Origin of the sequence: Proteus sp. fly-1089 (assembly GCF_040138965.1) — a bacterium.
Taxonomy (GTDB): Bacteria; Pseudomonadota; Gammaproteobacteria; order Enterobacterales; family Enterobacteriaceae; genus Proteus; species Proteus vulgaris_B.
Map to the genome: position 1 here is coordinate 1182937 of NZ_JBEETS010000001.1, position 14907 is coordinate 1197843.

Here is a 14907-nt window from a genome sequence, read left to right on the forward strand (position 1 = left end):
GCATTACCCAGTGCACTTTGAGAACGGTTTAAATTATTTTGAGTTGTTAGAGACAGTACATTGGTATTAATAACTTGTGCCATAAAATATTCCTTCGACTTGATTTTAAAATATTTTTAAATGAATAGGTTGGTTATTACGTCTCTGTAATAACGTTGCCTAAACACTATCGTCATCAATTTCGAGGGTTTTACGATTTTTGGCGTCGCGAAAATAGCAATAAAAGCCAGTTGGCTAATTTGTAAGGAATAATTGATTGCAAAAAAAAGAGGAAACGAACGAAAGAAAAAATAAAACTAAAAAAGAGTAGGTTTAAATATAAAAAACAAAAAAGACCCTCAGATGAGGGCCTTTGATATAGAAAGGTATCTTTTGTGTCAGAGTACGAATTAACGTAACAGAGACAGAACAGTTTGTGGTACTTGGTTTGCTTGAGCAAGTACTGAAGTACCAGCTTGTTGCAGAATTTGACCACGGCTCATGTTAGAAACTTCTGTTGCGTAGTCAGCATCTAAGATACGGCTACGTGAAGCAGATAAGTTGTTAACAGTGTTGTTCAGGTTGTTGATAGTAGATTCGAAACGGTTTTGAATCGCACCTAATTTAGAACGGCTTTCATCAATTGTGTTGATAGCTTTGTCTAATGTTGCTAAAGCGTCATCTTTAACGTCTAATTTAGCTTTACCATCAGTTGCTTTGAATGCTTCTTCAGCACCATCAATTGCAACTTTACCAGCACCATCACCCTTCAAGCCAGCAACAACTTCTGTACCATCATCTTTAGTGATTACATATTTATCAGCAACTTCAGCACCTGCTTCTACGTATTTAGTCGCAGATTTAATACCGTCAAATGCTGCACCAGCTTCGATATCAGCGGCTGCAACTGCATCACCTTTAGCTTTCGCAGTACCTGCTGGAGTTGTTTCAAACAGTTTATCTGTTGAAACACCTAAAGTATCGTTATCAACTTTATCTAAGTTAAATTTGATAGTTTCGTTATCGTTAGTACCGACTTGGATAACCATCTCAGCTTTTTCACCGCTCAGTACTTTAACGCCGTTGAACTGAGTTTGTTCAGAAATACGAGTGATTTCATCTAAACGTTCTTTAACTTCGTTTTGGATTGAAGTGATATCTGATGCAGAGTTAGTACCGTTTTTAGCTTGAACTGTTAACTCACGGATACGTTGTAAGTTGTTGTTGATTTCGTTCAGAGCACCTTCAGTAGTTTGAGCGATAGAGATACCATCGTTCGCATTACGTGAAGCTTGAGTTAAACCATTTACGTTTGAAGTGAAACGGTTAGCAATCGCTTGACCCGCTGCATCGTCTTTAGCGCTGTTGATACGTAGACCAGAAGACAGACGCTCGATTGCACTTCCTAAAGCTCCCTGAGATTTGTTCAGGTTGTTTTGAGTTACCAGAGATAGATAGTTGGTATTAATGACTTGTGCCATAGCTAGATTCCTTTAAAATCAAGTCGATAAAATAAAAGTTTGCCTATTCATTTTCGGTGTTAATCACCGGCAACAAGTTTATCGGCACCCCACATACAACCTTTAACTTTTCCTACAAATATTTCTGCGTTTTTTTATAGAATTAATGTCAAGTCAATGATAAACAAAGAAATTAATTTATTATTTTTTTATTAAATTTTTATCAATTTTCGTCTCAACCCTTTTTTTACCCTTCTAAATTCGACTTTGGTCATCAATGGCAATAAAAGGCTTCTATATGGCAGCCTGTTTCACTCATCAAAAATACCAAATAGACGTAAACTTTTCGCCGATTCTACCGATAACGCTTTTTGAGGATTATTTTACGAACACAGAAAGGAGACCAGTATGGCTGGTATTACTTCGTTAGGCGTAGGCTCAGGGATGCCTCTAAGTCAAACATTGGCACAGTTAGAGGCGGCGGAAAATAAACGCCTTGAACCCCTTGATAAACAGATGAAAAGCTATGAAGCGCAAATTACCGCTTACGGTAAAATTCGTGGACAGCTCGATAAGCTACAAAAAGCGTCAGAAAATTTAAAAAAATTCGACGAAATTATCGCAACAAAAGTCGATGATGAATTTGATGCTTTTAAAGTGACTACAGATGGCAAAGCCAGTGTGGGTAACTACACTATTTCTGTTGAACAATTAGCTAAGTCACAATCTTTGAAAACACAACCTGTCGATGATATTAAAAAATCATTAGGTAAAACATTAGGTGAAGGTAATAAGCGCACTCTTATCATCACACAAGAAGGTGAAAAAGAGCCATTACGTATTGAATTAAACGATGATCAAACGTCTATTCTTGAATTACGTGATGCGATTAATAAAAAAGAAGGTAATGTTTCAGCAAGTATTGTTAAAGCGAAAGATGGTGAAAACTATTTAACACTAACTTCTCGCAAAGAAGGTACAAAATCTGAAATGAAAATTGAGGTAGTTGGTGACGATGATCTCGCTTCATACCTTAATTATGATCCTAAAAATACTGAACTGTCGGACCCATCCAATCCTGATTCTAACTTGGTTGATAAATCATCCAAAATGACACAGGTTGTTAAGGCTCAAAACTCTATTGTCAATATTAATGGTATTGATATTGAGCGCCAGACGAATGAGATTAAAGATGCACCAGAAGGGATCACTTTAAATCTAAAGAAAACAACCTTTGATAATAAAGACAAAGCAGATAAGCCTGAAATTGTAAACGTTGCTCGTGATATTGAGCCAATGAAAAAAGCGATCCAAGCTTGGACAGAGGCTTATAACGAGTTAAACAGCACTTATAAATCTCTAACTAAATATACCCAAGTAGAGAAAGGCGAAGCAGCATCAAAAGATAATGGTGTATTACTGGGTGATACCACCAGTCGTATGATTATGTCTGAACTAAAGAGTTTTGTTACAAGCTCACAAAATACATCAGACCTAGATACCCTGAATAAAATGGGTATTAAATTTAAGGTTGATGGCTCTTTAGATATTGATAGTAAAAAACTGGATGAAGCGTTAAAAGAAAAACCTGCTAACGTGAAAGAGTTTTTTATGGGTGACGGTAAAGAAACAGGTTTTGGTACTCAAACCTATAATTACCTAAAGAAAACCCTACAATCTAATGATGGTACGTTAGATATCGCCACTGATGGCGTGAAAAAACGTAAGAAAACATTAGATAGCCAAATTAAAAACACGGAACGCAATATTGCGGCCACGATGGAACGTTATAAAAATCAGTTCCAACAGTTAGATAAAATGGTCAACTCCATGACTAACTCCAGTGCCTCAATTGGCCGTTTATTAATGTAATTTTTAAAAGTAGGACACTATGTATCAACAATCAGCCAGTAAAATGTATGCTCAAATCGACGTTGAAAGCGAGATTTTAAATGCCACGCCTTACCAGCTGATCCAGATCCTATTTAATGGGGCGCTTAGCGCCCTTCGCCGTGCCTTAATATTAATGGAACAAGGAAATATCGCTGGTAAAGGCGAGAATATTTCTAAAGCTATTAATATTATTGGTAATGGATTAAAACAAGGTCTGGATAAAGAAAAAGGTGGCGAGCTTGCAGAGAATCTGGAGCTCCTTTATGGCTATATGGTTAATCAGTTACTCGATGCCAACTTAAAAAATAACCCAGAAAAAATTCATGAAGTCATCAAGCTCTTAACTGAAATTTCTGATGCTTGGCAACAAATCGGCACACAGATTAATTCTTATTAAATTAGAGTGGACAACAATATGGATATTATGGTGGCTTACGAGCAGGTTTTAAAATCAAGTGAGCAAATGTTAACGCTTGCCAAAGATCAGCAATGGGACAAGCTGATAGAAATGGAAATGGATTATTTAAAAAGCGTAGAAAATATCACTAAGATGATAAAGCCTGCAGATGGTGAGCTGAGACTACAACAACGCCTCACAGATATGCTAAAGAAAATCTTAGAAAACGAAAATGAGACGCGAAATTTATTACGAGCTCGTCTAGATGAGCTCGGCGTGTTAATTAGACAGACTGAACAAGAGCAGAGGGTACAAAATAGCTATGGTCAGTTTACAGAACATAGTTATTATCCTGATCTCAATCTTAAATAACTCTCCTCTGCGCCAAAAGCGGTTTTATTAGCTAATGGCGTCTTTACTTAGAAAAAATCACTCTTATTATTCAGCTTAATTTGTTATCGGTAACGTCAGGATCAACCTTTACCTTGTTTATTATTTGTTTTTTGATTACACCGATTAAACAGACTGTACTAACACCATATCAATATGTGGAATGTTATCTTCAAGATACGTTTTTGAATCAATAACAAAACCATGTAATTGATAAAATGACACTAAATAAGCCTGTGCCATTATTTTAATTGTATGGGTATTAAATTGACGGCACGTAGTTGTAATTGCCTCTTTTATTAATTGATGAGCAATACCATTCCCTCGCTGATTTTGAGCAACAATCACTCGCCCTATTGAGGCTTCTTTAAACGCGATACCTTGAGGTAATAAGCGTGCATAGGCGATAAATTGCTGGCTCTCTTCCTCTTTTGTAAACAGGTGCAAGGCATTTTGATCTATCCCATCCAGATCTTGATAAGCACATTGCTGTTCACAAATAAAAACCTGATTTCTTAAGGCTAAAATAGCATACAGCTCATCAGTCGTTAGTTGTGTAAATGATTTTAAAATCCAATTCATGCGCTTTATCCCGTGATTTAAAGTAATAAAAAAACAATCAATGATAATTGCAATATCATCGACAAGATATTTGTTTAATATAAAGAGTAAAATAGTGATGTTAATAGCGCGTTTTTATTCTAAAAACACAGAAGAATAGATACCCAATACTGAAAAATAGGCAATAAAACCTTTAATTTTAATACGTTCAGACTCCCCTCGAGCCTTTATTACTTTGCTTATCTATTTCTATAAAAATAATCTTAGAGTCGTTCTAACCCTTTCCAAGCTCTATTTTTTACTTCAGTCACTAAAATGGCTGGATTTAAGGTTATTTTTTCTGCAATTGAAAAAGCCAACTCGATAACTTCTTTATGATCTTTAGTTTCAGTATGGTAATTAAACTCAGCAAGAGGCAGAATATATTTACCTTTTAAACCATGGATCTCTTTTTTAAATCCTTCTTTTTCCATCTTTTGTGTTAATAACACATAATCTGCATTTTCAGGATCGGATAACTCAACTCTAACAGTAAATTCAGGCATAGAAACCTCCTACAGTCTGTCTATGTCTAATGAAATTCTGCTAGCTCTCGAAAGGAAGTATATTAAATCAACAATCATTTTCCTAGTAAGAAACAATGATAAATAATGTGATCATGATTGAAATAGAAATCGCCCACTTAATGTGGGCGACATATTAGCTCATAATAAATTGATAAATAATAATTTATTTAATCACGTCATAAAGTTGCTGATCTGATAAATAATCTGCAGTTAAACCTGCTGATGGATTATATTGTACGCCAAAGATCTCAGAGAATGCTTTACCCTCTTTACCTAATGAAACCTTGCGTTCATCTTTACCTGTACTTTCATAGATAGAATAGGTTTTACGACGCATTGCTGTATATTTATCTGCATCATTAGCAATATCGGTGTGATAGCTCATAATTTGTGTATCCGTTAAGGCTAATTTATTCGCTAAGTCACAACCCCAGCGAGTTAAACAAACTTCTGCAAAATGGCGTACTACTAAACCTGGTGCATATAATGCATTTTCACCTTCACTTCCATCAATAGACGCATTACCCACTAATGTAGCGTGACGTCCTGAAATAGGGAAGATATGCATTTTAGTCTCAGATGTAACCGTTGGGATCACACAAGTAAATCCTTTTGAACGTTCATCTTTTGCATAAAATCCGACATATTCTTTGACGTTTTTACCTAAGGTTACTTTTTCAGGTTGAAAATTCAGAGGACCTGGAACAGGGTCAATCGCAAAGATATTGACTGGAATATCTTTTAATTGAGGATCTGCCAACATCGCATTTGCTAGCATATGGCAAGTAATACCACCACGACTCCAACCCACTAAGTTAACTTGTGTTGGAATAATGCCATCTTTGCGAAAAATACGAATAATTTGTTGCTGGAGTTGCTGTTGAGTGACATGACGATCGCCATAGTCATATTTGCGCCATAAAAAAGAACCTGTTACCTTAACATCTTCAATAGGGATGCCGGCTTTTTTCAGCTGGTTATACTGCTCTTCTGTCAATTTTTCACGTTGCCAATCAAAGTTACCTTTCATTAAACAAAGCGCATGGTTGACGTTTTCTTCCCAACCACTACCAAAAAGAGAACCTTTAATATCAGAGTAATTAGGACTTTCAACCCATAAATCATCTTCTTGTAGATTACCACTACCAGGGCCATCAACAATAAACCACTGTGCAAACTCTCGTCCTTGGTTATTTTGCGCTAAAGTGGCAACTAACTCCCCTTGCCAGAAGGTAGGGTTATTATTATCAAATGAGTTAGAGCCGGTACCACATAAATAAACGGTTAATACTGTCATAGTGTAAATTTCCTTTTAATAATGACCAAAAAATCAAAATAATGATTTTTATTTCCTTGTATTGAGCTATTCCTTAGCCCACCAGCACATTACCCATAAGCCTTTTTTTATTCAATTATAAAAAATGAATTAGCAGAGTCGAGATCACATAATTGAATTTTATTTAAGTAAAAGAAATGAAAAAACTCTATCAGATCAATGTAATTAAATAATATAAATGAATCCCTTATTTTTTATTATTTCTATTAGTAAATCGGCTTATAAAAAAGTACACTATGTAACCACTCTTTAAATTTAAATAAAAAAAAATCCCACATACTAAATGCAGGATTTTCTATTAGGTAGAATGTCTTATAAACGATTAAAAGCAACTACTCTCACCGCAGGAATATCAGCTTGTGCCCCTTCAGCAACTTCCTGACATGCTTTATCTAACGCAATATGGGGTGTGATCCCACTTTCTGTTTCTACAATTTTATGTCCGGCGTAGGTATCACCATTTCTGGAACGCACTTTATACGCAATAAACCAATATTCCATATCATCACCGTTTACGTTATTAATCATGTAATTACCATAGCGGTTTATGACTCGCTTTAATGTGATAATAATCAATAATTTTTAGTTTAATAAAATTGTTTTATAAAAAAATGAACCGTATTGCAGGAAAATCAGGCGTGATATTCCATTTCTGATTGTACTAGTTTTTTTATTTTTACTGCTTTTTCAAAGTGATCCAATTTATGCGTCATTATCCACCATGTTGCGGCTTCCATTAATAATTCAGGGTTGTCATTTTTATTTGTAAAAAAAGCATAAAAGGATAATCCCACGCCCTCTCCTTTAGCTGAAATCTTGTCATTACATATTTGAATTATTTTTTGTTGTAGTAATTTTCTCATATTCTCTCTACTTTTATTTTTCAACATAGGAATAAATAGGAAAGAACAAATGCACTATCCATGAAATTTATTCCATAGTTGAATAAGTAACCAAGCAGCAATAACCCAGCAGATCACCGCCGTAGCCAGTGCTGTAAATAATTTCACATAGTTAATCATCACATAAAGTGAAATTAGATAAACCATATAAGGAATAACCGCCCATAAACTAAAAATAATAGTGGTGCGTAACGCTTCAATAGAGCGTTCGGAACCAACAATATAGTGTGCAATAAGCGCGAAAGTTGGAAATAACGGAACTAGTCCCGCAATATAATAATGGCGAGATTTCGATAAAACAGCGATTAATACCACGACAAATGCACCTATCAGTGCTTTAACCAGTAATCCCATTATTCTTTCATCACGTTATAAAAACCTTAGTACTATCATACCTATTCATATTTGTATGTGAGCAGATTTTATTTTTTGTGGTTTAAGATAATATGATCCTTTGACGATAATAAAACCCACGATGCTGTATATTTCACCATAAAATGAAATAAAGATAACCAAACTTTATGCAAACCTAATCCAACAAGAAAAAACACTTCACAAAAGCACCATCGAAAAAATACAAATGTACTTATTCAACTGTTACATAATGAATTTATGGAATTTTGCCACTCTTGTGTTTGCGTTAATAAAACAGACACAGTTAATAGCTTTATAAACGACAATAGCAATATAGAGGTTTATTCAGAAAATTATCAAGGTTCACAACTCAGTGATGATGTGGTGCTGTTAACTTATATCAGTTATCAATTAGAAGATAACAAAAGAATAAAGCAAACTTACCACTCATCTATTTGGATAAGAAATTCCCATGGTGATTGGCAACTACGATTTCATCAAGGTACAGTTCAATCAAAAAGTTAATCTATTTTTCAATAAATAGGATTGAGCTAAATCTAATTATTTAGCCCAATAGCAATATAAAGTAACCGATTTAAGCATCCAAATGTGTTTTCTTTTTGTCTATTGTCGCTGTTTCATCTTTATTTTTACAGCAATCATGTGAACTGTTTTCACCATGATGTTTATGCATAAAGAGATGCATTAACGGACAAAGTAATAACATAAGAATAAACCAATTATCTCTTAAAAGTTCCCACATAATCATCTCCTTAAATCACGTTTAAAAAGATGATAGGGCTTACTCTAAGAGGAAGGTCTAGTATGGATTTGTTATTTAATCCCTATATTTGTCAATGATTTTTATTTATTTGGCATATACATTGTGTCTTCAAAAATATTGGGATAATTTTTACCATGGCTAATAATAGGGTTACCATAAAATTTAGTTTTTTGTTGATTATATAAATCATGCCCTTGAGATAAGGCTTCAGAAATAAAAAATGTCTCAACCTTATCTAAATAATCATCCACATAACAATTAGCATGCATATCAAGCTCAGCATAGGAGAGAATTTTTTTCCCACGTTTAGCGCCTTTAACATGCTCAATAAGCCCACGTGCATTTAACTGCGTTCTTATTCTAGATCTTAAGTTTGTTGTCTTACCTATATATAAACATTCATGCTTATCACCATATTGACGCCAAAAAATATAGATACCGTATGCTTCAGGAATTTCTTTTATAACCTCATGGTTTTTGCTGTAATCAATATTATTTAGATCTATAAATTCAGACCAATGTAAATTGATCGTTGTTCCTGTTACTTCAAAAGAAATCATTATGTTAATTCCCAAAAAGGCAAGATACTTTAAATAGTATTCTATTTTTATAAGCAACTTTTAATAACCTAACACTTTGATAATCTTTAAATATTATCGTTAGCGCTAGATATAAAGTTTCAAATTCATATTTCATGGAAAATGAATATCTCTGAATATGAAACGCCAACACAAATCGGGGCACTCATTATCATAATGAGCAAGCTTATATCATCTATACAATGACGTTGAGCGAGATGCCCCATTCTGTTTTGAATAGGTATTTCTTATACAGCTATATATTAGCTATATAAAAGAAAAATCACCTTTATCAAATGATAAGACACTACACCTGCATCGACATTATTTCTTGATAAGCGGCGACCAGCTTATTACGCACTTGCACGCCCATTTGTAATGAGATGCTAGATTTTTGCATATCCACCATCACATCGTTTAATTCAACACCCGGTGTACCTAAGGTAAACGCTTGCACTTTGTTGGTTGCATTCATTCGGGTTTCATTAATTTTACCCACGGCTTGAACAAGCTGAGTAGCAAACCCTGCTTGTACTGGCTGGGGTTTTGCAATATTGGATGCTTGTAAAGTCTGGATTTGCATTTTATCCAGAACACTTTCAATAGCTGGAATTGACATATAAACCTCTGCGTTAATCATCTAATTCAATTACTGAATCAATGTCATAGTAAGGAAGTGAACCAACACGCTTACCGAGTTATACCCTAACACAGGGGCTTCATTCCAAAGCGAGTAATTGACGCAAAAGTTAAGGGCTAATTACGCCATTAAATGAAACGCAAAAGGCCAATAATGAGACACCTGAGAGTAGGTTTATTTATTTGCGTAAGGGGAGTCTGTTTTGTTACGCCACGCTTTTAGTATTCATCCCGAACTACAAGGCAAGGATTGTCTATGAATGCCGAAAAAACCGACGTTGTGAACCAGAAAAAGGGTTTTAACGCCATTATTAACCGGATAAAAGCCGATCCGAAAATTCCGCTAATTATTGCGGGTTCGGCGGCAATTGCCATTTTTGTTGCTGCATTTTTATGGTTGCAAAGCCCTGATTATAAGGTGCTTTATAGTAATCTTAGCGATAAAGACGGTGGCGAAATTGTCACACAGTTAACACAAATGAACGTACCTTATCGCTTGTCACAAAATGGCGCAGCGATCATGGTGCCAGACAATCAGGTTCATGAATTACGCCTGAAACTCGCGCAAGCGGGGCTTCCTAAAGGCGGTGCTGCCGGTTTTGAACTGTTAGATAAAGAAAAGTTCGGGATCAGCCAATTTAGTGAACAGATTAACTATCAACGTGCACTTGAAGGTGAGCTTGCTCGCACTATCGAGACATTAGGTCCTGTACAAAATGCTCGTGTTCATTTAGCACTACCAAAACCATCCCTTTTTGTTCGTGAACAGAAATCCCCTTCTGCATCCGTTACGGTGGGTCTTTTACAGGGTAGAGCGCTGGATGAAGGTCAAATTAATGCCATCGTGCATATCGTTGCAAGTAGTGTTGCGGGGATGCCTGATAGCAGTGTGACCATCGTTGACCAAAGTGGAAAATTATTGACACAACCTGATGCGTTAGGTCGTGACCTTAACTCTATTCAACTAAAATATGTTCAAGAGCTAGAAAGCCGCTACCAACAACGCATTGAAACATTACTGGGTCCAATTGTGGGTCGTGGAAATGTTCATGCTCAGGTAACTGCTCAAGTTGATTTCTCTCATACCGAAGAAACTGCTGAAGAGTACAAACCGAATCAGCCACCTAATCAAGCTGCTGTGCGTTCAAAACAATTGAGCCAAAGTGAGCAAAATGGTGGCATGTTAGCGGGCGGTGTACCAGGGGCATTGTCTAATCAACCTGTTGCTCCACCTCAAGCGCCAATTGAAGCACCAAAAGCGCAAGAAGATGAGAAAACAGATGAAGCCAATACAACGGGCACTAATCGTACATTAACGCGTAACCCAAACAGTAATAGCCGTTTAGATGAAACAACCAACTATGAAGTTGACCGCCGAATTCGTCATATAAAACGCCCTGTGGGTAATGTCGAACGTCTTTCTGTTGCTGTCATCGTGAACTATAAAACGATTGAAGATACGAAAGAAGTGGCTGAAGGTGAAGAGCCTGTTGTTGAAACCAAACAAATTCCGCTTACTGATGAACAAATTCAGCAAATTGAAGGCCTTGTTCGTGAAGCGATGGGCTATTCCCAAGAACGTGGTGACTCATTAAGTGTCGTGAACTCGCAGTTCAATGATATTGAAGAGAAAGTCATTACTGTTCCTGTATGGGAAAACCCAGAAATCCTTGCGAAAGCATTAGATTTAGGTCGCTGGTTATTACTTGTCATCATCGCATGGATCTTATGGCGCAAACTAGTGAAACCACAGCTTGAAAAACGCCGTGAAGCTGAAATTGCCGCACAGAAAGCCGTGCTGAAAACGAAGCTACAAGTTAAAGATGATGTTGATGAAGCAGAATTAGATGACGAAGCAAGACGTAAACAAGCACGTAAACGTGTCAGTGCCGAATTGCAGAGCCAACGTATCCGTGAAATGGCAGAGAAAGATCCTCGTGTCGTCGCAATGGTAATTCGTCAATGGATGAGTAAAGAGCAATGAGTAATAACTTAACTGGAACCGAAAAAAGCGCCGTTATGTTACTAACACTCGGTGAAGACCGGGCGGCGGAAGTATTTAAACATCTAAGTACACGCGAAGTTCAACAGCTGAGTATTGCAATGTCATCAATGCGCCATATCTCAAATCAGCAATTGATTGATGTTATGGCAAGCTTTGAAGAAGACGCTGTTCAATATGCAGCGTTGAATGTGAATGCGAATGATTACTTGCGCTCTGTCCTGGTCAAAGCACTGGGTGAAGAACGCGCAAATAATCTTTTAGATGAGATCTCTGAAACCCGTGAAACAACAACGGGTATCGAGACGCTTAACTTTATGGAACCACAAATGGCTGCCGATATTATCCGCGACGAACATCCGCAGATTATTGCAACCATCTTGGTTCATCTCAAACGGGGTCAAGCGGCCGATATTCTTGCCCTGTTTGATGAGAAATTACGTAATGACGTGATGCTACGTATCGCAACATTCGGTGGTGTTCAGCCGTCAGCATTAGCAGAGTTAACTGAAGTACTGAATAACCTGCTTGATGGTCAAAACCTCAAACGCAGCAAAATGGGTGGTGTTCGTACTGCTGCTGAGATCATCAACCTGATGAAAAGCCAGCAGGAAGAAAATGTCATTACTGCGGTACGCGATTACGACGGCGAATTGGCACAAAAGATTATCGACGAAATGTTCCTGTTCGAAAACCTTATCGATATCGACAACCGTTCTATCCAGCGCATTCTACAGGAAGTGGAATCCGACTCCTTGGTTGTGGCATTGAAAGGATGCGATCAAGAGCTGCGCGATCACTTCCTCAACAATATGTCGCAACGTGCTGCTGAAATCATGCGTGATGATTTGAATTCTCGTGGCCCTGTTCGTATGTCTCAAGTGGAAGCAGAGCAGAAAGCAATTCTGCTTGTGGTACGCAAATTAGCAGAGACTGGAGAGGTTGTTCTTCATGGAGGAGACGATACCTATGTCTGATAAACATACTGATACTAACTGGAAGCCTTGGGTTCCCAAAGAACTCACTGATTGGGCATTAACTGTCGAGGAAACGACAGAAGACGAAAAGGAAGTCGAAAAACAGGAAAAAGAAGTTGTTCAGCAACAGAAAGTCCTTGAGCAAATTAATATGCTTGATGACATGAAAGACAAGGCCCAGAAATTGGGCCACGCTGAAGGCTTTGAGGCAGGGAAAAACCAGGGTTATCAGGAAGGCTATCAGGCTGGATTACAATCAGGTATTGAAGAAGGTATTCGCCAAGGCATTGCTCAACAATCACCATTAATTAATGAGTGGCAAGGGTTGTTAGCTGAATTTAGACATTCACTGAATGGGCTAGACAGTGTGATTGCATCACGCTTAATGCAAATTGCCCTTACAGCAGCCAAAGAAGTTCTGGGTCAACCGGCTGTCTGTGATGGTTCTGCATTGCTTGCACAAATAACCTTAATGTTGCAACAAGAACAAATGTTCTCAAGCAATCCACAGTTACGAGTGAATCCAAAACATATTCCACAAATTGAAAAAGAGCTGGGTGATTCCCTTTCTGCTCATGGTTGGAAAGTTGTTGCCGATAACAGTATTCATGTGGGTGGATGCCGTGTTGTAACAAATGATGGCGATCTTGATGCCACGATTGCAACTCGTTGGCATGAGCTTTGTCGTCTTGCTGCACCGGAGGCGTTGTAATGACAGCAAGATTGGGGCGTTGGTTAGAAAAACTCAGTGAAGCAGAAGCACGTTTAAATAAAATTCCACGTGTGCGTCAATATGGCCGTTTAACCAGAGCAACTGGTCTAGTCATGGAAGCTAAGGGGCTAGTTATGCCTCTTGGCTCGACATGTTTAATAGAACGTACCATTGGCAAAACTGTTGAAGAAGTCGAAAGTGAAGTGGTTGGGTTTAATGGTAGCCAGATGTTGTTAATGCCTTTACAGGAAGTCGAGGGATTAACACCTGGAGCTCGTGTTTATGCCCAAGCCACCCCCGGCGGTGAAAATGAAGGTCGCCAATTACCACTAGGTGATGCGTTGTTAGGACGAGTTTTAGATGGTTCTGGTTATCCTTTAGATGGTTTACCACCACCAGATACTGGTTATCGTGCCCCACTCATTACACCACCGATCAACCCATTACAACGAACACCGATTACAGATGTTCTTGATGTGGGTGTACGTGCAATTAATGCATTATTAACGGTTGGTCGCGGTCAGCGCATGGGGCTTTTTGCCGGCTCGGGTGTGGGTAAAAGTGTGCTATTAGGCATGATGGCGCGTTTTACTCAAGCGGACGTCATTGTTGTTGGCTTAATAGGTGAACGTGGTCGTGAAGTTAAAGACTTTATTGAGAATATTCTTGGTACTGAAGGCCTAGCTCGTTCTGTTGTTGTTGCCGCGCCCGCAGATGTATCACCCTTGCTTCGTATGCAAGGTGCTTCTTATGCCACACGTATTGCTGAAGATTTTCGCGATAGAGGTAAGCATGTCCTGTTAATTATGGACTCACTTACCCGTTACAGTATGGCACAACGTGAAATTGCCCTTGCTGTCGGTGAGCCACCAGCAACCAAAGGCTACCCGCCTTCTGTCTTTGCTAAATTACCTGCATTGGTCGAACGTGCAGGTAATGGCGTTGATGGTGGTGGTTCTATCACGGCTTTCTATACCGTTTTAACGGAAGGTGATGACCAGCAAGATCCCATTGCAGACTCCGCACGCGCCATTTTAGATGGCCATATTGTGCTTTCTCGCTCACTTGCTGAATCAGGGCACTACCCTGCTATTGATATTGAAGCCTCTATTAGCCGAGCAATGACGTCGTTAATTGATAAAACACATTACCGTCGTGTACAGGTGTTTAAACAGCTTTTATCAAGTTATCAACGTAACCGAGACTTAATTAATGTAGGCGCTTACGCCGCGGGTAGTGATCCTATGCTAGATAAAGCCATTGCTCTTTATCCGTCTCTCGCGAAGTTCTTACAACAAGATATCCAAGAGCAATGCAGTTATCAAAGTGCATGTGAGCAACTTAATCAACTGATCACAGTAAACTAATTCTGAACAT

General features: G+C 37.9%; 18 protein-coding genes. 8 read left to right on the forward strand and 10 right to left on the reverse strand.

Annotation, left to right across the window (positions count from 1 at the left end; all coding sequences use genetic code 11):
* Positions 1–389 precede the first annotated feature (389 nt).
* The gene (locus ABN080_RS05485) at positions 390–1460 is read right to left on the reverse strand and encodes a FliC/FljB family flagellin (RefSeq protein ID WP_196553698.1); all 1071 of its coding nucleotides are present in this window, start codon (positions 1458–1460) and stop codon (positions 390–392) included.
* Positions 1461–1847: 387 nt separating this feature from the next.
* On the opposite strand from ABN080_RS05485, the gene fliD reads away from it, so the two are divergent.
* The 3 genes from fliD to fliT are packed head-to-tail and all read left to right on the forward strand — an operon-like array spanning position 1848 to position 4101.
* Complete coding sequence (gene fliD / locus ABN080_RS05490) at positions 1848–3311, forward strand: flagellar filament capping protein FliD (protein WP_349440566.1); 1464 nt, start codon at positions 1848–1850, stop codon at positions 3309–3311.
* A 19-nt stretch (positions 3312–3330) separates the two neighbouring features.
* Positions 3331–3729 (forward strand): flagellar export chaperone FliS, encoded by a 399-nt coding sequence (fliS, locus tag ABN080_RS05495; RefSeq protein ID WP_349440568.1) that lies wholly within the window; start codon positions 3331–3333, stop codon positions 3727–3729.
* An 18-nt stretch (positions 3730–3747) separates the two neighbouring features.
* A complete protein-coding gene (fliT, locus tag ABN080_RS05500; RefSeq protein WP_072068502.1) occupies positions 3748–4101 on the forward strand; it encodes a flagellar protein FliT in 354 nt (117 codons plus the stop codon).
* A 144-nt stretch (positions 4102–4245) separates the two neighbouring features.
* Here the strand turns inward: fliT and ABN080_RS05505 are convergent, their stop codons facing one another.
* From ABN080_RS05505 to ABN080_RS05530, 6 genes are all read right to left on the reverse strand, one after another.
* A complete protein-coding gene (locus ABN080_RS05505) occupies positions 4246–4701 on the reverse strand; it encodes a GNAT family N-acetyltransferase (RefSeq protein WP_349440569.1) in 456 nt (151 codons plus the stop codon).
* Between the two features lie 242 nt (positions 4702–4943).
* Complete coding sequence (locus ABN080_RS05510) at positions 4944–5225, reverse strand: hypothetical protein (RefSeq protein ID WP_196553701.1); 282 nt, start codon at positions 5223–5225, stop codon at positions 4944–4946.
* Between the two features lie 184 nt (positions 5226–5409).
* On the reverse strand, positions 5410–6543 hold the full coding sequence (locus tag ABN080_RS05515) for a hypothetical protein (RefSeq protein WP_349440570.1): 1134 nt from the start codon (positions 6541–6543) through the stop codon (positions 5410–5412).
* A gap of 351 nt (positions 6544–6894) precedes the next feature.
* Positions 6895–7110: a hypothetical protein gene (locus tag ABN080_RS05520; RefSeq protein ID WP_006533140.1), complete on the reverse strand. Its 216-nt coding sequence runs from the start codon at positions 7108–7110 to the stop codon at positions 6895–6897.
* A 104-nt stretch (positions 7111–7214) separates the two neighbouring features.
* A complete protein-coding gene (locus ABN080_RS05525) occupies positions 7215–7445 on the reverse strand; it encodes a DUF6500 family protein (RefSeq protein WP_072068747.1) in 231 nt (76 codons plus the stop codon).
* 54 nt (positions 7446–7499) lie between these two features.
* A complete protein-coding gene (locus ABN080_RS05530; RefSeq protein ID WP_072068506.1) occupies positions 7500–7838 on the reverse strand; it encodes a GlpM family protein in 339 nt (112 codons plus the stop codon).
* Positions 7839–8096: 258 nt separating this feature from the next.
* Here ABN080_RS05530 and ABN080_RS05535 point away from each other — a divergent pair, with 258 nt between their 5' ends.
* Positions 8097–8363 (forward strand): hypothetical protein, encoded by a 267-nt coding sequence (locus ABN080_RS05535; protein WP_349440571.1) that lies wholly within the window; start codon positions 8097–8099, stop codon positions 8361–8363.
* Between the two features lie 70 nt (positions 8364–8433).
* Here ABN080_RS05535 and ABN080_RS05540 read toward each other — a convergent pair whose 3' ends face one another.
* The 3 genes from ABN080_RS05540 to fliE all read right to left on the reverse strand — a co-directional run bounded on the left by ABN080_RS05540 (position 8434) and on the right by fliE (position 9819).
* Positions 8434–8601, reverse strand: coding sequence for a DUF2933 domain-containing protein (locus ABN080_RS05540; protein WP_196553705.1), 168 nt, complete (start codon positions 8599–8601; stop codon positions 8434–8436).
* A 101-nt stretch (positions 8602–8702) separates the two neighbouring features.
* Complete coding sequence (locus ABN080_RS05545; RefSeq protein ID WP_349440572.1) at positions 8703–9182, reverse strand: hypothetical protein; 480 nt, start codon at positions 9180–9182, stop codon at positions 8703–8705.
* A 325-nt stretch (positions 9183–9507) separates the two neighbouring features.
* On the reverse strand, positions 9508–9819 hold the full coding sequence (gene fliE / locus ABN080_RS05550; RefSeq protein WP_072068509.1) for a flagellar hook-basal body complex protein FliE: 312 nt from the start codon (positions 9817–9819) through the stop codon (positions 9508–9510).
* Between the two features lie 276 nt (positions 9820–10095).
* Between fliE and fliF the strand changes: the two genes are divergently transcribed.
* The 4 genes from fliF to fliI are packed head-to-tail and all read left to right on the forward strand — an operon-like array spanning position 10096 to position 14897.
* A complete protein-coding gene (gene fliF / locus ABN080_RS05555) occupies positions 10096–11823 on the forward strand; it encodes a flagellar basal-body MS-ring/collar protein FliF (RefSeq protein WP_349440573.1) in 1728 nt (575 codons plus the stop codon).
* Complete coding sequence (gene fliG, locus ABN080_RS05560) at positions 11820–12818, forward strand: flagellar motor switch protein FliG (RefSeq protein ID WP_006533145.1); 999 nt, start codon at positions 11820–11822, stop codon at positions 12816–12818. Before fliF ends, fliG begins: the two co-directional genes overlap by 4 nt.
* On the forward strand, positions 12811–13530 hold the full coding sequence (gene fliH, locus ABN080_RS05565; protein WP_036935771.1) for a flagellar assembly protein FliH: 720 nt from the start codon (positions 12811–12813) through the stop codon (positions 13528–13530). The genes fliG and fliH overlap by 8 nt, the downstream gene beginning before the upstream one ends.
* Positions 13530–14897, forward strand: coding sequence for a flagellar protein export ATPase FliI (gene fliI / locus ABN080_RS05570; protein ID WP_099075753.1), 1368 nt, complete (start codon positions 13530–13532; stop codon positions 14895–14897). The genes fliH and fliI overlap by 1 nt, the downstream gene beginning before the upstream one ends.
* Positions 14898–14907: the final 10 nt, after the last annotated feature.